The 13,588-nt window shown below is 64.8% G+C and carries 9 protein-coding genes and 4 pseudogenes; 6 read left to right on the plus strand and 7 right to left on the minus strand.

The window, feature by feature from the left end; all coding sequences use genetic code 11:
* Positions 1–368: 368 nt before the first annotated feature.
* Complete coding sequence (locus HUA76_RS28270; protein ID WP_174462608.1) at positions 369–1,568, minus strand: DUF2314 domain-containing protein; 1,200 nt, start codon at positions 1,566–1,568, stop codon at positions 369–371.
* A gap of 394 nt (positions 1,569–1,962) precedes the next feature.
* Here HUA76_RS28270 and HUA76_RS28275 point away from each other — a divergent pair, with 394 nt between their 5' ends.
* Positions 1,963–3,228, plus strand: a complete 1,266-nt coding sequence (locus HUA76_RS28275; protein WP_174462609.1) for a cytochrome P450 — start codon at positions 1,963–1,965, stop codon at positions 3,226–3,228.
* 21 nt (positions 3,229–3,249) lie between these two features.
* Here the strand turns inward: HUA76_RS28275 and HUA76_RS28280 are convergent.
* From HUA76_RS28280 to HUA76_RS28290, 3 genes and pseudogenes are all read right to left on the minus strand, one after another.
* Positions 3,250–3,585 (minus strand): annotated as a pseudogene (locus HUA76_RS28280) (tyrosine-type recombinase/integrase); the annotation flags it as partial.
* A gap of 83 nt (positions 3,586–3,668) precedes the next feature.
* On the minus strand, positions 3,669–4,598 hold the full coding sequence (locus tag HUA76_RS28285; protein WP_174462610.1) for a WD40 repeat domain-containing protein: 930 nt from the start codon (positions 4,596–4,598) through the stop codon (positions 3,669–3,671).
* 248 nt (positions 4,599–4,846) lie between these two features.
* Entirely contained in the window at positions 4,847–5,095 is a 249-nt protein-coding gene (locus tag HUA76_RS28290; protein ID WP_174458931.1) for a hypothetical protein, read from the minus strand.
* A gap of 459 nt (positions 5,096–5,554) precedes the next feature.
* On the opposite strand from HUA76_RS28290, the gene HUA76_RS45670 reads away from it, so the two are divergent.
* Positions 5,555–5,713, plus strand: a complete 159-nt coding sequence (locus tag HUA76_RS45670; protein WP_246137689.1) for a hypothetical protein — start codon at positions 5,555–5,557, stop codon at positions 5,711–5,713.
* Between the two features lie 237 nt (positions 5,714–5,950).
* Here the strand turns inward: HUA76_RS45670 and HUA76_RS28300 are convergent, their stop codons facing one another.
* Together HUA76_RS28300 and HUA76_RS28305 are read right to left on the minus strand one after the other, a co-directional pair.
* Positions 5,951–6,439, minus strand: coding sequence for a hypothetical protein (locus tag HUA76_RS28300; protein WP_174458932.1), 489 nt, complete (start codon positions 6,437–6,439; stop codon positions 5,951–5,953).
* Positions 6,440–6,517: 78 nt separating this feature from the next.
* Positions 6,518–6,718, minus strand: a pseudogene (locus tag HUA76_RS28305) (transposase); the annotation flags it as partial.
* Positions 6,719–7,640: 922 nt separating this feature from the next.
* On the opposite strand from HUA76_RS28305, the pseudogene HUA76_RS46545 reads away from it, so the two are divergent.
* Positions 7,641–8,354 (plus strand): annotated as a pseudogene (locus HUA76_RS46545) (DUF2381 family protein); the annotation flags it as partial.
* Positions 8,355–8,631: 277 nt separating this feature from the next.
* Positions 8,632–9,717, plus strand: a pseudogene (locus HUA76_RS28315) (serine/threonine protein kinase); the annotation flags it as partial.
* Positions 9,718–9,859: 142 nt separating this feature from the next.
* Here HUA76_RS28315 and HUA76_RS28320 read toward each other — a convergent pair.
* A complete protein-coding gene (locus tag HUA76_RS28320) occupies positions 9,860–11,110 on the minus strand; it encodes a hypothetical protein (protein WP_141647639.1) in 1,251 nt (416 codons plus the stop codon).
* 834 nt (positions 11,111–11,944) lie between these two features.
* Here HUA76_RS28320 and HUA76_RS28325 point away from each other — a divergent pair.
* On the plus strand, positions 11,945–12,427 hold the full coding sequence (locus HUA76_RS28325) for a hypothetical protein (RefSeq protein WP_141647640.1): 483 nt from the start codon (positions 11,945–11,947) through the stop codon (positions 12,425–12,427).
* Between the two features lie 257 nt (positions 12,428–12,684).
* Positions 12,685–13,392 carry a hypothetical protein gene (locus HUA76_RS28330; protein WP_174462611.1) on the plus strand — a complete coding sequence of 236 codons (708 nt, stop codon included), beginning with the start codon at positions 12,685–12,687 and terminating at the stop codon, positions 13,390–13,392.
* Positions 13,393–13,588: the final 196 nt, after the last annotated feature.

Here is a 13,588-nt window from a genome sequence, read left to right on the forward strand (position 1 = left end):
ATGTCTGGAAGGGAATTCTGACGCGAGACGCATTGCCTTGTTTTGGGTGAAGGCCACGTATCGGTGCTCTCCCGGAACATCGGACCGATAGAAGCCCATGGTGCTGTCCTGCTCGTGAGCGGACGGGTAAGAGCACCTCTTGGAGAGGTCGGCTCAGAGGGGGTGTGGCCCCTGTGGCACGTGAACGGACACACCGCCGCCGAGCGCTGCGCGGGAGTGCGCGGCGCGGAAGGGTGGGGCGCTGACTGCCAGAAGTCTGGCTGCGGCGGCCCTGGTGCCGGTGCAAGAGGCGGCACATCCACAGGCCGCTTCAAGTGCTCGAGCACCTGCCTGACCGTGGGCGAGTGGGCGAGGTCGCCTCCTCCCGGTCAGCGCGTCTTGCCCGAGCGCTCAAGGATGAGGCGCTGCGTCTCGTTGCCCTCGGAGCCACCGTCCCGCTCCAGGATGTAGTCGAAGAGCGAGTCTTCCCCCACCGTCACGGGCGAGCCTGCTTTCAGCTCGGGCACGGCCTCCGGCTCGCTGTTCAACACGCCATGGAGCACGCTGCCCTCCCACCGCGTGACGTGGACCCACATCCACTCGATGCCCCCGTCATGGGTGGTGAAGCGGGCCTTCACGAGCAGCTTCGACTCCAGCTCCAGACCCTCCTGGAAGCGCGGTTTGATTCGCGTGAGCAGGGCCTCCACGGCGCGGCGGCTCGCGGCCAGCAGCTCCGGGTCCTCGTCGACATGGACAATCTCGGATTGCGTGCCGAAGACCTCGGAGATGGCGGCATAGGGGCGCTCCGACGGGTTGTCGCCAGGCCGAGCCTTGAAGATGATTTCCACCAGCCGGTTCTCACCTTCCACGTCGCTCGGGTCCACGGGGAGCAGGCCAATCAAGGTGCGCCGTGGCGCCTCGGGCGGTACCTGCTCCAGCAGGGCCTCGCGATAGGAGGCGAGCTTCAGTGCGTCCACGGTGATGGGGAAGACTCCATCCTCGCGGATGGCGGTGCCTTCGACCATGAGCTGGGCGACGAGGTTCATGAACGTGCCCACCGTGTGCGCGAGCGGCGCCGGGACCTGCTGCACTCCCAGGTCCGGGAGGCCGAAGGTGCCCAGGCCCGCGGTCATGAGCCGTGCGGTGCCGTCCCATTCCGAGTAGACACGGGTGTTGAAGTGGCGTGGCAGCATCGGCTCGCCGCCGTCCCAGCCTTCGAGCCGGCGCTCGTGCCAGCCCTCCACGGAGAAGAACTCCCCGGCATGCTCGTCCCACAACAGCCCGGCGCTGGCGCGGGCCAGCTCCAATGCCAACGCATGTGCCTGCCGCACCGCCTCGAAAGCCGGGGGCTCGGTGGTGAACTCCAGGACGATGACGCGCTCGGAGGCCGCGAGCTGCGCCTGCTCCTGGGGCGAGAGGCCGCGCGCGGCGATTTCCAGCATCCCCTGCTCGGGGAGAGGATGGTCCTTCAGGGCTCGCTCCGAGACGCGCACGGTGGGCAGGGGCGCTGCCCCTAAGCCCTCCCCAGCGAGCCGCAGCACGGTGAATCGCTCGCGCACCAGCTCCTCCACCTTCGGGAGGACTGGCATGCCAGGCTTTGGCGTGTGGACGACGGCGAAGCGAAACGTGGCACGCGGGGAGAAGAGCGGGCCTGGTGGCAGCGGTGGGGGAATCGGCCGGAGAGTCGCCGCCCGGGTGGCACAGCCCGAGAGCGCGAGCGCACAGAGCACCGCGCCCCAGAACCCCACGAAACCCAACCGCCTGGCGGTCACACCGCGCATGCTCATCCTCACGCCCTGTTCGAAGAAGGTAGGTGACGGCAACCTACCACCCGGAGGCGACAGTCGGCCGTTCCTGTCCCAGCTTCGTCATGGCGTCGTCGTCACCGTCGGGATGCGGGTGCGTCTTGCTGGCCTGCTAGGATTCGCGGGGCCTCCCATCCGCACTGAACACCCGACGAACCTTTGAGTGAGGTCAGCACGCATGTTCAAGGACAGCGCCGCTTCAGGACTCGGGTCTGAGTACCGCCCGCTCGACTCTCCCCAGCTCGAGAATCCCCACCCGTTCCTCGCGCGTGCACGGCGGGAGGAGCCGGTGTTCTTCAGCCCGGCGCTGGGGGCGTGGGTGGTGACGCGCCATGCGGACATCAGCGCAGTGGTCGCCGATACCGAGCGCTTCTCGTCCGCCGAGTCCATCACCGTGGGCGCCGCGACGACGCCTCCGGAGGTGGTTGCCGCGCTGATGGACGGCTACCCCCTGGTCCCCAGCCTCGTCGACAATGATCCGCCAGCGCATTCGCGCTTCCGGAGCCTCGTCAGCAAGGCCTTCACCGGGCGGCGCCTCGCGGAGAAGGAACCCTTCATCCGCGCCCTCGTGGACGAACTCATCGACTCCTTCCGGAAGGAAGGGCAGGCGGACCTGTTCCTGCGGTTCGCCCATCCACTGTCGTGCAGCATCATCGCGGAGATTCTCGGAATCCCTCGCTCGGACATCCACAGGTTCCGGCGCTGGTCCGACGAGCTGACCACGGTCCTCGCGGCACATGGCCCCATTGAGCACCAGGTCGCATGCGCGCGAGGCGTGGTCGACTTCCAGCGCTACCTCGCCGCGGCGCTCGAGGAACGCAAGACGTCTCCCCGGGATGACCTGATGAGCGACATCGTCACCGGGTCACAGGGGATGACGCCGCCCATGAGCATGGCGGAGCTCGTGAGCATGCTGATGCAGGTGCACTTCGCGGGGCACGAGACGACCGCGGGCCTCATCGTGGGAGCGGTGGAGCTGCTGCTCGAGCATCCGGAGCAGCTGCGGGCCCTTCGGGATGACCCGGGCGTCATCGCGGGCGCGGTCGAGGAGGCGGTGCGGATGACCTCTCCCGTGCATGCCATGTTCCGTACCGCGCTGGAGGCGGTGGAGCTTGGGGGCGTTTCCATTCCCAAGGGAGCCCACATCCGAATCGTCTACGCGTCGGCCAATCGCGACGAGGCCCGGTTCCACGAGCCGGAGCGCTTCGACGTTCGGCGGCCTGACGTCAAGAAGCACCTCGCCTTCGGGCAGGGCCTCCATTTCTGCATCGGCGCGCCGCTCGCACGGCTGGAGGCACGCCTGTCGCTGGAGGCCCTTCTGCGGAGTCTCCCGGGGCTCCGGCTGGTGCCAGGGCAGACGCCGGGCTTCTTGAGGAGCGTCACCGTCAGGAGGCACGAGAGCCTCGAGGTCGCGTGGGAGGTCCACGCGCCCCAGGTTCGCTGACGACAGCGTGGAGCGGCACGCCTGAATTACCTTCAGCGGAACCACCCTCATTGCGAGGTGGCTCCCGTAGGTGTGCCGCAGGTCGTGCCAGCCTATTTGCCCCTGCTCGCGGGTGATGCCCGCCACCCGGAGCGCACGTCGAAGCGGCGCCTCCATCTTCCCGTCGGTGAGCTGCCGGCCGTCTTCTTGGCAGAACACGAAGCGATCGCGCAGGTGCCGGTGCGACTTGAGCGCCTCCACCACCGAACGGGGCAGGTCGACCGTCCGCTCGCGTCCACCCTTAGAACCTCGAACTAAAGTCAGGATGGAGGCGCCGAAGGAGCATGAGGCAACATACCGCCGGGGCCGCAAGCGCAAGGCCAGGCAGGATGGGCGCGAGCTGCGGCGCTACAAGTCGTCGAGGACGGTCAGGCGACCGGGCTGAACAACCTCAAGCGGCGTCAGGGCCGCGGCTTCACGCCCCAGACGCCCACCTTGCCGTCGTCCATGCCCCAGCTCACGAAGCGTCCGTCGGGCGAGAAGTTCGCGGTGCTTCCCTCCTGGTCGTCCAGGTCCGAATAGGAGAAGACGCTGCGTCCCTCACGAACGTCGATGACCTCGAACGCGCTCGTGTCCGGACCAGCCGCCAGCAAGGTGCCCTCCCGATTGAACTCGAACTGCAGGGCCCCGGAGGCCGGGGCCCTGATGATCCGAGTGGTTTCAAGTCCGGGAAGGTCCAGGAACAACAACTGGCCAGCGGAATTCGCGGCGACCAGCGACGCTCCGGACGGCGTGAACGCCACGGTCCAGAGCTCCTGTGAGTCGAACGTGCGGGCCCCCACGAGCTTACCGGTCCGCGCATCCCAGAGGCGAACCGAGCCACGTGTCGTGGCGCCGTCCTGCTCCTCGGCGACGCCCACAGCCGCGAACCGGCCATCCGGCGACAATGCGCAGCCGTAGAGGAAGGCCGGGTCCTCCAGCCGCCACATGAGCCAGTCGCGCTCCATGTTCCAGAGTAGGACGCGTCCCTGGCTGGCCGTGACCAGAAGGCGCGTGCCGTCCGACGACAGGCACCCACGGGCGACGGACCCACCAAGCTCCACCGAGGACAACAGCTTGCCGTCGGTGACGGACCAGGTCTGGAGGGTGCCGCGCCTCGTCACGGACAGAAGCCGCTGGGAGTCGGGCAGGAACCACGCGCCCACGCATTGGGAGACGGGGTGCGCGACAAGCGGAGCCGACTCTTCCGAGTGCAGGTCCCACCAACGCAGCGGCGTACCGCCCCGATTCTGGACCGACAACAGATAGCGCGACGACGCATCCCAGGCCAACCGCTGCCACCGCGAGGACGTCGACCGTTCCGGCGGCCCCAGCATTCGCAGCAGGGACAAGTGCCTCGCGGTGTCAGGGGTCAGCGGAAGGGAGGGCATGAGCATGGTGAGGATCCGGGGAGCGCGCATAGCCGCTCTGCGGCGGGCTTGAAGGGCTTTCAGGGCCTCAATGGTCAGGTGAAAATCGGCCAAAGGGAGAGGACCGAGACAGGAGGACTCCTACCCCGCGGACTCGGAGGTCCGCAACTCCAAGGCCCCCTTGGTGCGCCATCTGCCACTTCTGGTTCCAGGACTTCGCTCTCTCTGCGTCACCGTGAGGAGTCGAAAATCCAGTCGGGGATGGAGCAGACGAACCAGGTCAGCCCCAGCGCCAGTCGCAACCCCAACACGAGGGAGAGCGCCAACGCGGCCAGTTGGAAGGGGCGCGCTTGACGCTCCAGCTCGAAACAAACCTCCTCGAAGGGAATGGCCTGTTGAAACGTCTGCCAATTCCCATCCATGAGCACCAGGTCGGAGGACTTGAGGTCGCCCCGTCGCAGCATCGCCTCGAGCTGCACGACATCCGTACCAGAGGCTTCCCGGTCACGTCGAAACGCGAAAGGACCGGCTCGGCGTGACACGCTCACCGAGTTCTCCTCTTGAGGTGCGCTATGGGACGACCTGTTAGAGGGAGCCACGCCGTTGCGGGTCCTCACGTAGCGCTGGAGCCTGTCGAAGGAGCGTCTGGGGCGTTTCCGCTGGGTGGTGGAGCGCCCATTGGCCTGGAAGAATCAGCTCGGCCGTGTCCGTGTTCGAGATGAGCGCAGGGACGACGTCCATTTCGGATTCCTCGTCCTGAGCCGTTGCCTTATGCTCCTTCGCCGCCTCTATCCTGACTTTTGTTGGAGGTTCTTAGGCGAGTCCTCCACACCGCGCCAAATGGTCCGGTTGACGCTCAGCAAGCCCTGGGGCAGGTCCAGATCGTTCCACTGGAGCCCGATAATCTCGCCCTGTCGCAGCCCCGCTGCAAGCTTGTGATGATGGATGGTCGCGTGCTGGTCGTGACGCCCGACCATTGCTGGCGCACGGTGGCGTGCGGCTGGATTCGCACGGACGAACTGCGCCCCGGAGAGCTGATTGACGGCTTCGTCCTGGGCGAGTGGCGCACGTCGAACCGACGGATGCCAGTGAAGTGATGCGGATTATCGTACGCTTCGCGAAGACTTACGTCGTGAATGGGATGCCTGCTCATAACCTCAAGCCCCGCGACTAAACGGCGCCTGCACTTCATCCCGGACAACGCGGCTCCGCACTCCAGCAAGAGTGGATGCCTCTTGGCAGCTCGCAACGCGCAGCGGACTGCAAGCCGGCTGCTGCGCGCTGGTCCCGCTCGACTCGCAGCATAAGGCCATTCGAGAACTGCGACCCGTCGTTCAGGGTTCGCCGTACTTTGTGCAGTGTGTATCCGAAATCTTCTTGAAGACGGCTGAATGAGACTCGTTGTGGGCGGCCATGCAATCGTGGAGTTGGGCGGTGCACATGGCTACTTTGGATTTGTCACCTTTCGCGAACGTCTCTTTGCAATTTTTCGACTGCTCGATGCAGGCGTTCTGGCACGCGGCCTGGATTTCCTCGGGCTTGTGAAGGTAGTCGATTCTTACTTTACGGTCGGGGGAGACGAAGAGCTTGAAGTGGTACCCGGCTTTGAACTTCTCCTTGTTGTCGTGGCACGACACCTTGGGGGCCTTGATTCCGCCCACGGGGAATGAGTTATTCGGCTTCAGCTTCAGCGTGTTCTCGGTCACCTTCGTCATTGGGCAGATGCTGGCGGCGCTGCTCTCCGGGGGTGGCTCAGAAGCGAAGGAGGGAACGGCAACGGAAAGCGTGAACACGGCGGTCAGGCACATCAGGTTTTTCTTCATCAGGTTCTCTCCCTAGACTCTCATTCAGCAACACATCGCGCACCATCGCATCAGAGAAGATGACCTGCCTGGATCCTTTTACGCGAGAGGTGCCGGCCGGGATGGGGCGGGTACCACTGCTTCGCACTGCCGTCGAAATTCCAGAGGCGTGAGGTAGCCGAGGCTCGAGTGTGGCCGGACCAGGTTGTAGTGCTGCCGCCACGCCTCGATGACAACCTTCGCCTCTACCCTGGAACGAAACCATTCCATGCTGAGGCACTCGTCGCGAAAGCGTCCGTTGTGGAGTTGCGCGAGCTGCTTGCCGATGAGGGCGAGTAGCGTAGCCCCCCGAGGGGAGGTGTTGCACGAAGCGCCGTGGTCCTTCAGAACGAACATCGCCGCACCGAGGCCAATTGAGGGCTTGGGTGCGGCGACTTTGGCGGTCAGGAGAGTGAGGTGCTCTGCCTTAGAGCGCAGTAAAGACACATGCCGTAGTTGCGCTCTCAAGCGGGCGCAAGGGCCCAGCGCGGATTCCGCACAATCTGTAGTTGGGCTTGCGACTGGGGAAGTATTCTATCGCGGAAGAGCAGGTTATTACGTATGGATCTGTGCTAGTATTGCAACCGCCGTCCGCGGCTTCACCTAGTTCCAGGACGCCCGGTTGCCAGAAGCTCTTTCCCTCGTGCAATAGGAATTGGCGTGTAGCTCCCGGCAAGGCGACAAGTGCTCCAGTTACGGAAGTCAGGTTGGAGCGATTGGGATTGAGGTCTGCCCATTCGCATCCATGTGCGTCGCCCGTCACGGTTACTGTCACGGTCGTCACGAGCCCGACATCAACGACAGTGGTGTTGCACTGGGCTTGGGCAACCCGAGGGCCAACAAGTAGTGCGAGGGTTGTGGCAAATAGAACAAGCCTCATGATTCGTCTCCAGGTGTGAGGTGAGAACAGTCCAGCGGTGCTGCTGAAGCAAGGTGATAGCCGCGACTTCTTTGTGTGCTATGGGGCGGGGATAACTCCCGCGAGCCACTCCAATGTCTGTCTTTTGTCGGATTGTCGATATTGTGCGATGGGACAAGGGTTTTGTTAGGTGGCGGACGTTGTATGTCAATGTCGATCCTGTGACTCGTCTCTCATGAAAACGCGAATAAGCCGGCGGGCAATGCGGCTCAGTATGTGCACTTTTGTCCACGATGCTTCTCTTCGACTCTGAGCTGGCTCAAGATGGGGTCGAATTGGACGAGAGGGGGGTATTCTCAATTGTCGACATGGGCCGCATGACGATGCGGTTGGTCCCTTCTGCGAAAGTGAGTCCCGGAGAGAAGTTCCGGGTTTCGGTGAGATTCCGTGATGGCGCGGCGCCTCCCGGGGCATCCTTCTCACTGACCGTCCATCCCGCGCGTGCGGACACGGTTGTCGAGGTGTATCGGAATACAAGAACCGTCGAGTCGTACCGGCAAGAGGCAAGAGAAGCGCGAGCCGAGACACAGCGGTGCCAGGAGGAAAGCGCGCGCTTGGTCTCGGAACATGGAGTCCCGGGGGCTGGTAGGCTTGCTCGCGATGGGCGGCATTGATGTGAGTGGTGTGGCCGGGAGAATTGTGACGGAGGCGATTCCCTCGGACTCGAAGAGCGTACTTCAGCCTTTCAAGGTGCAAAGCTATCGCTCGACAGGGCGTGTAGCCCTGAAAGTCTTACTGAGTGGCCTGCGCGGAGAACTGCCGTGGATTGCGAGCGGCGCCGCCCTACGCGGTGTTCCTGGAACGGAATTGAAGGTGCTTCGTGTCTGGCAAGAATCACCCATCACCCCAGGTGGAAAGGGGCGAGTGGTGATTGAAACAGAGGCTTCCGGCGAATCCGCACGCGGCCCCTTCGCCCTCAAGCTGTGGGAGGCCAATGGGCCGCGCACGGTGACGATTAGCAACGTGACCTTCCCCTGACGGGCCTTCGAGGCATGTCGGGGTGACGTTGTAAGGTTCCGCCGCGCAGTCGGTTCCCAGCCGTTTGTCAGACGGGAATGCCAGCATTCAACCCACTTGCCTTCCTTGGAGAGAGGCATGGGGGTGAAGAATGTGTGCTGTCCGCTGGATACTGTGCGCCGTTCTCTTCGTAACGGGATGCGCTGGCGTTGAGCCCTCGACGCGCAGGCGCACTTTCCAGCAGCGTTCCGCACTACTCGGGGAAGGGGAAACGGAGGCTCGGCATTCCCGAGGACAGAGGAGCGATGCGTTCGATGCGCACCACGGGCTGAGCCTCTTCGTCGCGCGGCGCCGGACGCTGGAGGGCAACCACCCCCGCGGGAAGGTGCTGCTCAATGCGGTTGGCCCCCAGACGGGCCAGGAGGGGGCGGGCGTCAAGCGGGCAAGGGTAAGGCTCGAAGAGCAGGTGCGTCTTGCGACCTTCCTCAACCATCCGGGGATCCTTCGCGTCCACGGGATGCACAAGGCGGAAGGGTGCTGGTACGTCATCACCGATCATCCGTCAGGGCACAGCGTGAGCGACATGCTGACGCTCGCTGCGGAGTGCGGGCGCCGGTTCTCGCCCCTGTTCGCGCTGTACGTGGGGGCCAAGGTGGCTGCGGCTCTTGAGCACGCCCACGAGGCCAGGGACGGCGAGGAGAGGCCCCTCAACATCGTTCACCGGGCCGTCGACGTGGGGACCATCTTCGTTGACTGGAAGGGTGGCGTGCAGGTTGCCGACTTCGGACTCGCCCTGTCGGACTTGCCTGGGCGCGTTTCATCCACGGTGCGCCGTCCGCTGGGGGATGCGTTCTACTCTTCTCCTGAAATGCTCCTGACCGGTCGTGTTGATGCGCGTTCGGACCTCTTCGCGCTCGGCGTCGTCATGCTCGAAATCGCGACGGGGAGGAACCTTCTCGACGCTCCGGACGACCTGACCGAAGAGGTGAAGGGCTCGCTGTCGGTCAGGCAGCGCGTGCGCGTCCGGCGTGCCATCCGACGGGCCCGCCTCGCGAACAGTCACCCCATGGTTGAAGACGTGATCTGGCGCGCGGCGACCTACTCGCAGGCGGACCTGGACGCGTTGACGGAGAACCTCCCGCAGGGGTTGCGGGTGACGTTGGGCCGGCTTCTTCAAGCGAAGCCCGCTGACCGCTACCAGTCGGCGCGCGAGTTGGCGGCGGACCCGCGCCACTGGCTGGGGGACGGTGAGGTCTTCGGGCAGGAGGACGCGGAAGCCGAGCTGCTCAAGCTCATGAAGCTGGCCGGCGAGGCGCTGACCGAGCTGGGAATTCGGCGTCCCCAAGGCTTTGAGGCATCCCAGGACGAAATCAGCACGAACTAAACGACGGAGCGCGATTCTCGATAGGTCTCATGCTGCGCGTCGTGCGGTGACGGCACGCAGCACGGGGCTGGGAAAGGCCGCGCACTCGGAGAGGTCATCCGCTCCCTCTCCGAGCACGGTTCACCGATTTACCTGAAGCGGGTTAGCGGGCGTCGCGCGGGTCCCCGGTGAGGCAGGGCTCCATCTTCTCGGGGGCGACGAGGAACAGCTCCTCGCGGCCCAGGTCCTGGGTGATGCCCGGCGTGGCGAAGCCAATCTGGCCGCCGCCGTCGTACAACAGGGCCGCCCAGTCGTTCTGCGACACGGGGTACACATCCGTCGCGTCGCCGTCGCGGTTGAAGTCCAACGCAATGGTGTTGAAGTCGTATTGGCGGTTGTTGTTGAAGTCGACGAAGTCGGCTGCGGAGAACATCGCCACCTGGGCGTCGTTGAAGCGCAGCCCGTAGTACCTAGTCAGTTCCGACCCGGTGGACGGGGCGACGGCCGCGAACGCGGTGAGCTCATTGACGGCCGCCTCGTTGATGGAATCCACGTGCACACGCGAGTAGTCGAGCGCGCCGACCGTGCCGCCAAGTTCGAATCCATAGAACTGGTATTCGTAGTTCATGATGCTCAGGTAGTTGGGCTTGTAGTTGGCTCCGTCGTTGCCACCGTGGTCCAGGCCCAGGTTGTGACCCAGTTCGTGCATGAGGGTGCCGGCCTGCTGTTGCTCGGTGCCATTGAAAGAGCCCAACGTCATCAGGAAGTCATGCGCGGGGAGGCCGCGAGAGATACCGCTGGAGAAGTTCCCGTTGTGTTGGTGCGCGAACACCGCGTAGTGAAAGTAGGGCGCGCGGGCGGCGGCGAAGTACTTCGCCTTGATGACGTCGAATTCCGTCCACACGGGGCTCAGGTTCATGTCCGCGTCCGCGGCGGCGATCTGCTGATCCAGCACCAGGTGCAGCGTGATGCCAGTGGACCCATCCGGATTGCTCACCGGCGCGCTGGCGAAAGCCGTGATGACCTTGTCCAGCGTGGCCTGGCTGGGCCTGAGGTTGGGATAGTAGTCCACCTCCACGAAGACGTCCTTCCTGCGCGCGTTCGCGCCGAGGGCCGTCAGGTCCAGGCCACCGCCGAAGCCGAACGACTCCGCGTAGTCGTTGAGGCGGTCTCCGTCCGTGTCGGGGTTGTTGGGATTGGTGCCCAGCAACAGCTCCACCACGTCGCAGACGCCGTCGCGGTCCGTATCGGGGAGAAGCGCGCAGGCGGGGATTGGGAGAGGGATGGCCGTCGCGGATTCCACCCCCTGGCGGGTGCTGACCACCTCCGCGTCCGGGAGGTCGGCGCCGCCACACCCGTTCAAACCGAGGAGCGCAACGGAAGCTGTCAGCAGCGCCTTGTGAAGCTTGGACATAGAATTCCTTTGTGTGCAAATAATTGGCATCACACCAACTGCCTCCTTCTTGCAGTTTGCCGTATTTGTTGTCTATTCAATTATTGCATGTTTTACATGTTTGAGATAGGCATGAAGCGTGGCCGGACAGCCCGGGCGCTCTCCCCAGCTCAGGCCCGATTTTGGGGTTGAGGTGCACGTCCATCTCGTCCTCGTAGAGGACGGGCTCCTGGGGACGGGCGTAGGTGGCCCGGCACTTCAATTGCCACTGGCGCTGGTGCCGCCGCCGCCGCGCGGGCCAGGGGCAGCGCACCCTTGCGACGTGCGCCCACCGAGGCCAGCGCGCGTCCCATGGTCGCGGGCGACCTGGCCGTTGAAGGCTCTGCCATCTCGCAGTCCCTCACGGCCGCGCTCCTGCTAGCGCAGCACGGCGGCCACCACGGTGGAGGTGGCGCAGCCCCATCACCGCGCTGCTGGCGCCCGCCTACTCTCCAGGCCGATCGGGAATCGCGCTCCGTCGTTTAGGACGGCGCCCAGGTGCCGGCCCTCACTGCTCGGGGGCTGGCGCCATGTTGCAGGTATGTCGCAGAAGGCTGCGGAACGGGTTGGGACGAACCGGGACAGGGCGGTACGCGGAGGGAAGTCGAATCCGAGTGGTTCCGGGCGGTTGCGAGGTAAGGGCGCGATTCTGCTGGGGTTTTCGCAACGCCGGCCGTGGGTTCGATCCCCGCCGCCTCCCATCCAGCGAGGAGCGCTCGGCCGCGAGGCGGTCGAGCGCGCGGTCGACTTCCGTGGTGCAGGGGAAAGCTCATTCTCTGCTCTGGCAAATGGCCATCGGAGGGTATGAGGAACCCCATGAGCGACGAGCGAACGCCTACCGAGCCTGAAGTGATGGAGCCCACGTTCTGGCAGAAGAATGGCTGGTCGGCCCGGGTCATCAAGAACGAGGACGATGACGGCTGGGCCGTGGAGATCCGCAAGCAGGGGATTGCCGAGCCCGTCCTCATCAGTCCGTGGGTGATGGGCCGCGACAAGAAGAACCCCAAGCCCTTCGATGCGCCCGCGTTCGCGACCTTCGTGAAGACGGCCTCGGAGGTCCTCGACCGCTCCGCGCGACAACGCGACCAGGCCCTGACCCGGAAGCTCTCCATCGCCTGGGAGGGCCGTTGGTACGAGGTCCTGCTGGAGATCGTGGCCGATGAGTATGAGCCCCACGCGCTGCTCTCGGCCACCGACGACGCGGGTGCGACTGTCGCGAAGCATCGCGTGCCCATGAACTTCAAGTTCAACAGGGACACCGCCAACGTGTGGGTGCGCGAAGGCTTCCCCGAGCCCTGAGCTGGCTGTCCTCAACGCCCGGAGTCAGTGCCCGCCCGTCCCTGGCCACTTCGGGGCCCGGGCGGGTGGAGACACGCGCATGGAAGAAATGGCAGTGCGATTTCCGTAAAACATGCGGAATCAGCATCTACGTACTTCCCCGCATCAAGGTCTGTCATGAAGACACGCGGCGCGCGGATGCGAGGTGCCGGGGCCCTCTCCGCTCGAAAGCCTGACGAACGATGGGCTTGGAATGACAAATGCTAGGGAGCCTTCCCATGAAAATCCAAGCATGGGCCCTGGCGGGAATGGTGATGCTGGGCAGCGGCTGCATCTCCAGCATTCGGACCAGCAGTCACTCATTCCTGGACGCGAAGAAGTCCGAGGCACTCCTCCAAGGAGGCCCGGATGACGCCGCGCGGCGCATCACGGAGTTGATGAGCAAGCGCGGCTTCCCGGTGACGGAGAAGCAAGTCCGCAAGGACGGGAGCCTCGTCTACGTCTTCAAGGGACTGCGCACGGCGTTGACCACGGTGTCGGGGGGCGACATCGTCTACGGCTCCACGAACACGGTGGGGTCCATGTTCTTCGTGCTGCTGACGCCACGCGAGGACGGCGTCACCCGGATGGACTTGTTCGGCAATCCCACCTTGGATGGCCGCGCGGTGTGCAGTGACGCCCCGCCCACCTGGGTGCCGAGATGCGACAAGAATGTCATCACCGGCTCGCTCTGGCACGGCCGGGACCAGATGACCGGGAAGGACGAGGCGGAGGCCATCCGCGGCATGCTGCTGGAGCTGGAGTTGGGACAGACCAGCGGCCCTGGTGCGTTGATCGCCAGGCCGGAGGCTCCGCCCGAGGCCCCCTCCCAGCCGACCTGCGTCGCCTCGGAACATCCGGACTGGGCGGGCGCCTCGGCCGTCCAGAAGAAGAAGCTCCTGGAGATGTGCCGCGTTCCGGTCGCCCAGGCCACCGACGCGAACTGATACAAACAGCTCCAGGTCTCGCAGGATCGAGGAGTCGCCCAGCACATCAAGGCACAGCTCATGCGCCGGCGCCGCACCGCGCGGGCGCACCTTGAAAGCGACTTCGACGCGGGCGCGCTGGAGCGGTTCAATCCCTTGCGAAGGTGCCATTGTCATCATGAGAGAGGAATGGTTCCGCCCCTGGTGGAGAAGTCTT

Origin of the sequence: Myxococcus sp. CA056, from assembly GCF_013336715.1 — a bacterium.
Lineage (GTDB): Bacteria > Myxococcota > Myxococcia > Myxococcales > Myxococcaceae > Myxococcus > Myxococcus llanfairpwllgwyngyllgogerychwyrndrobwllllantysiliogogogochensis.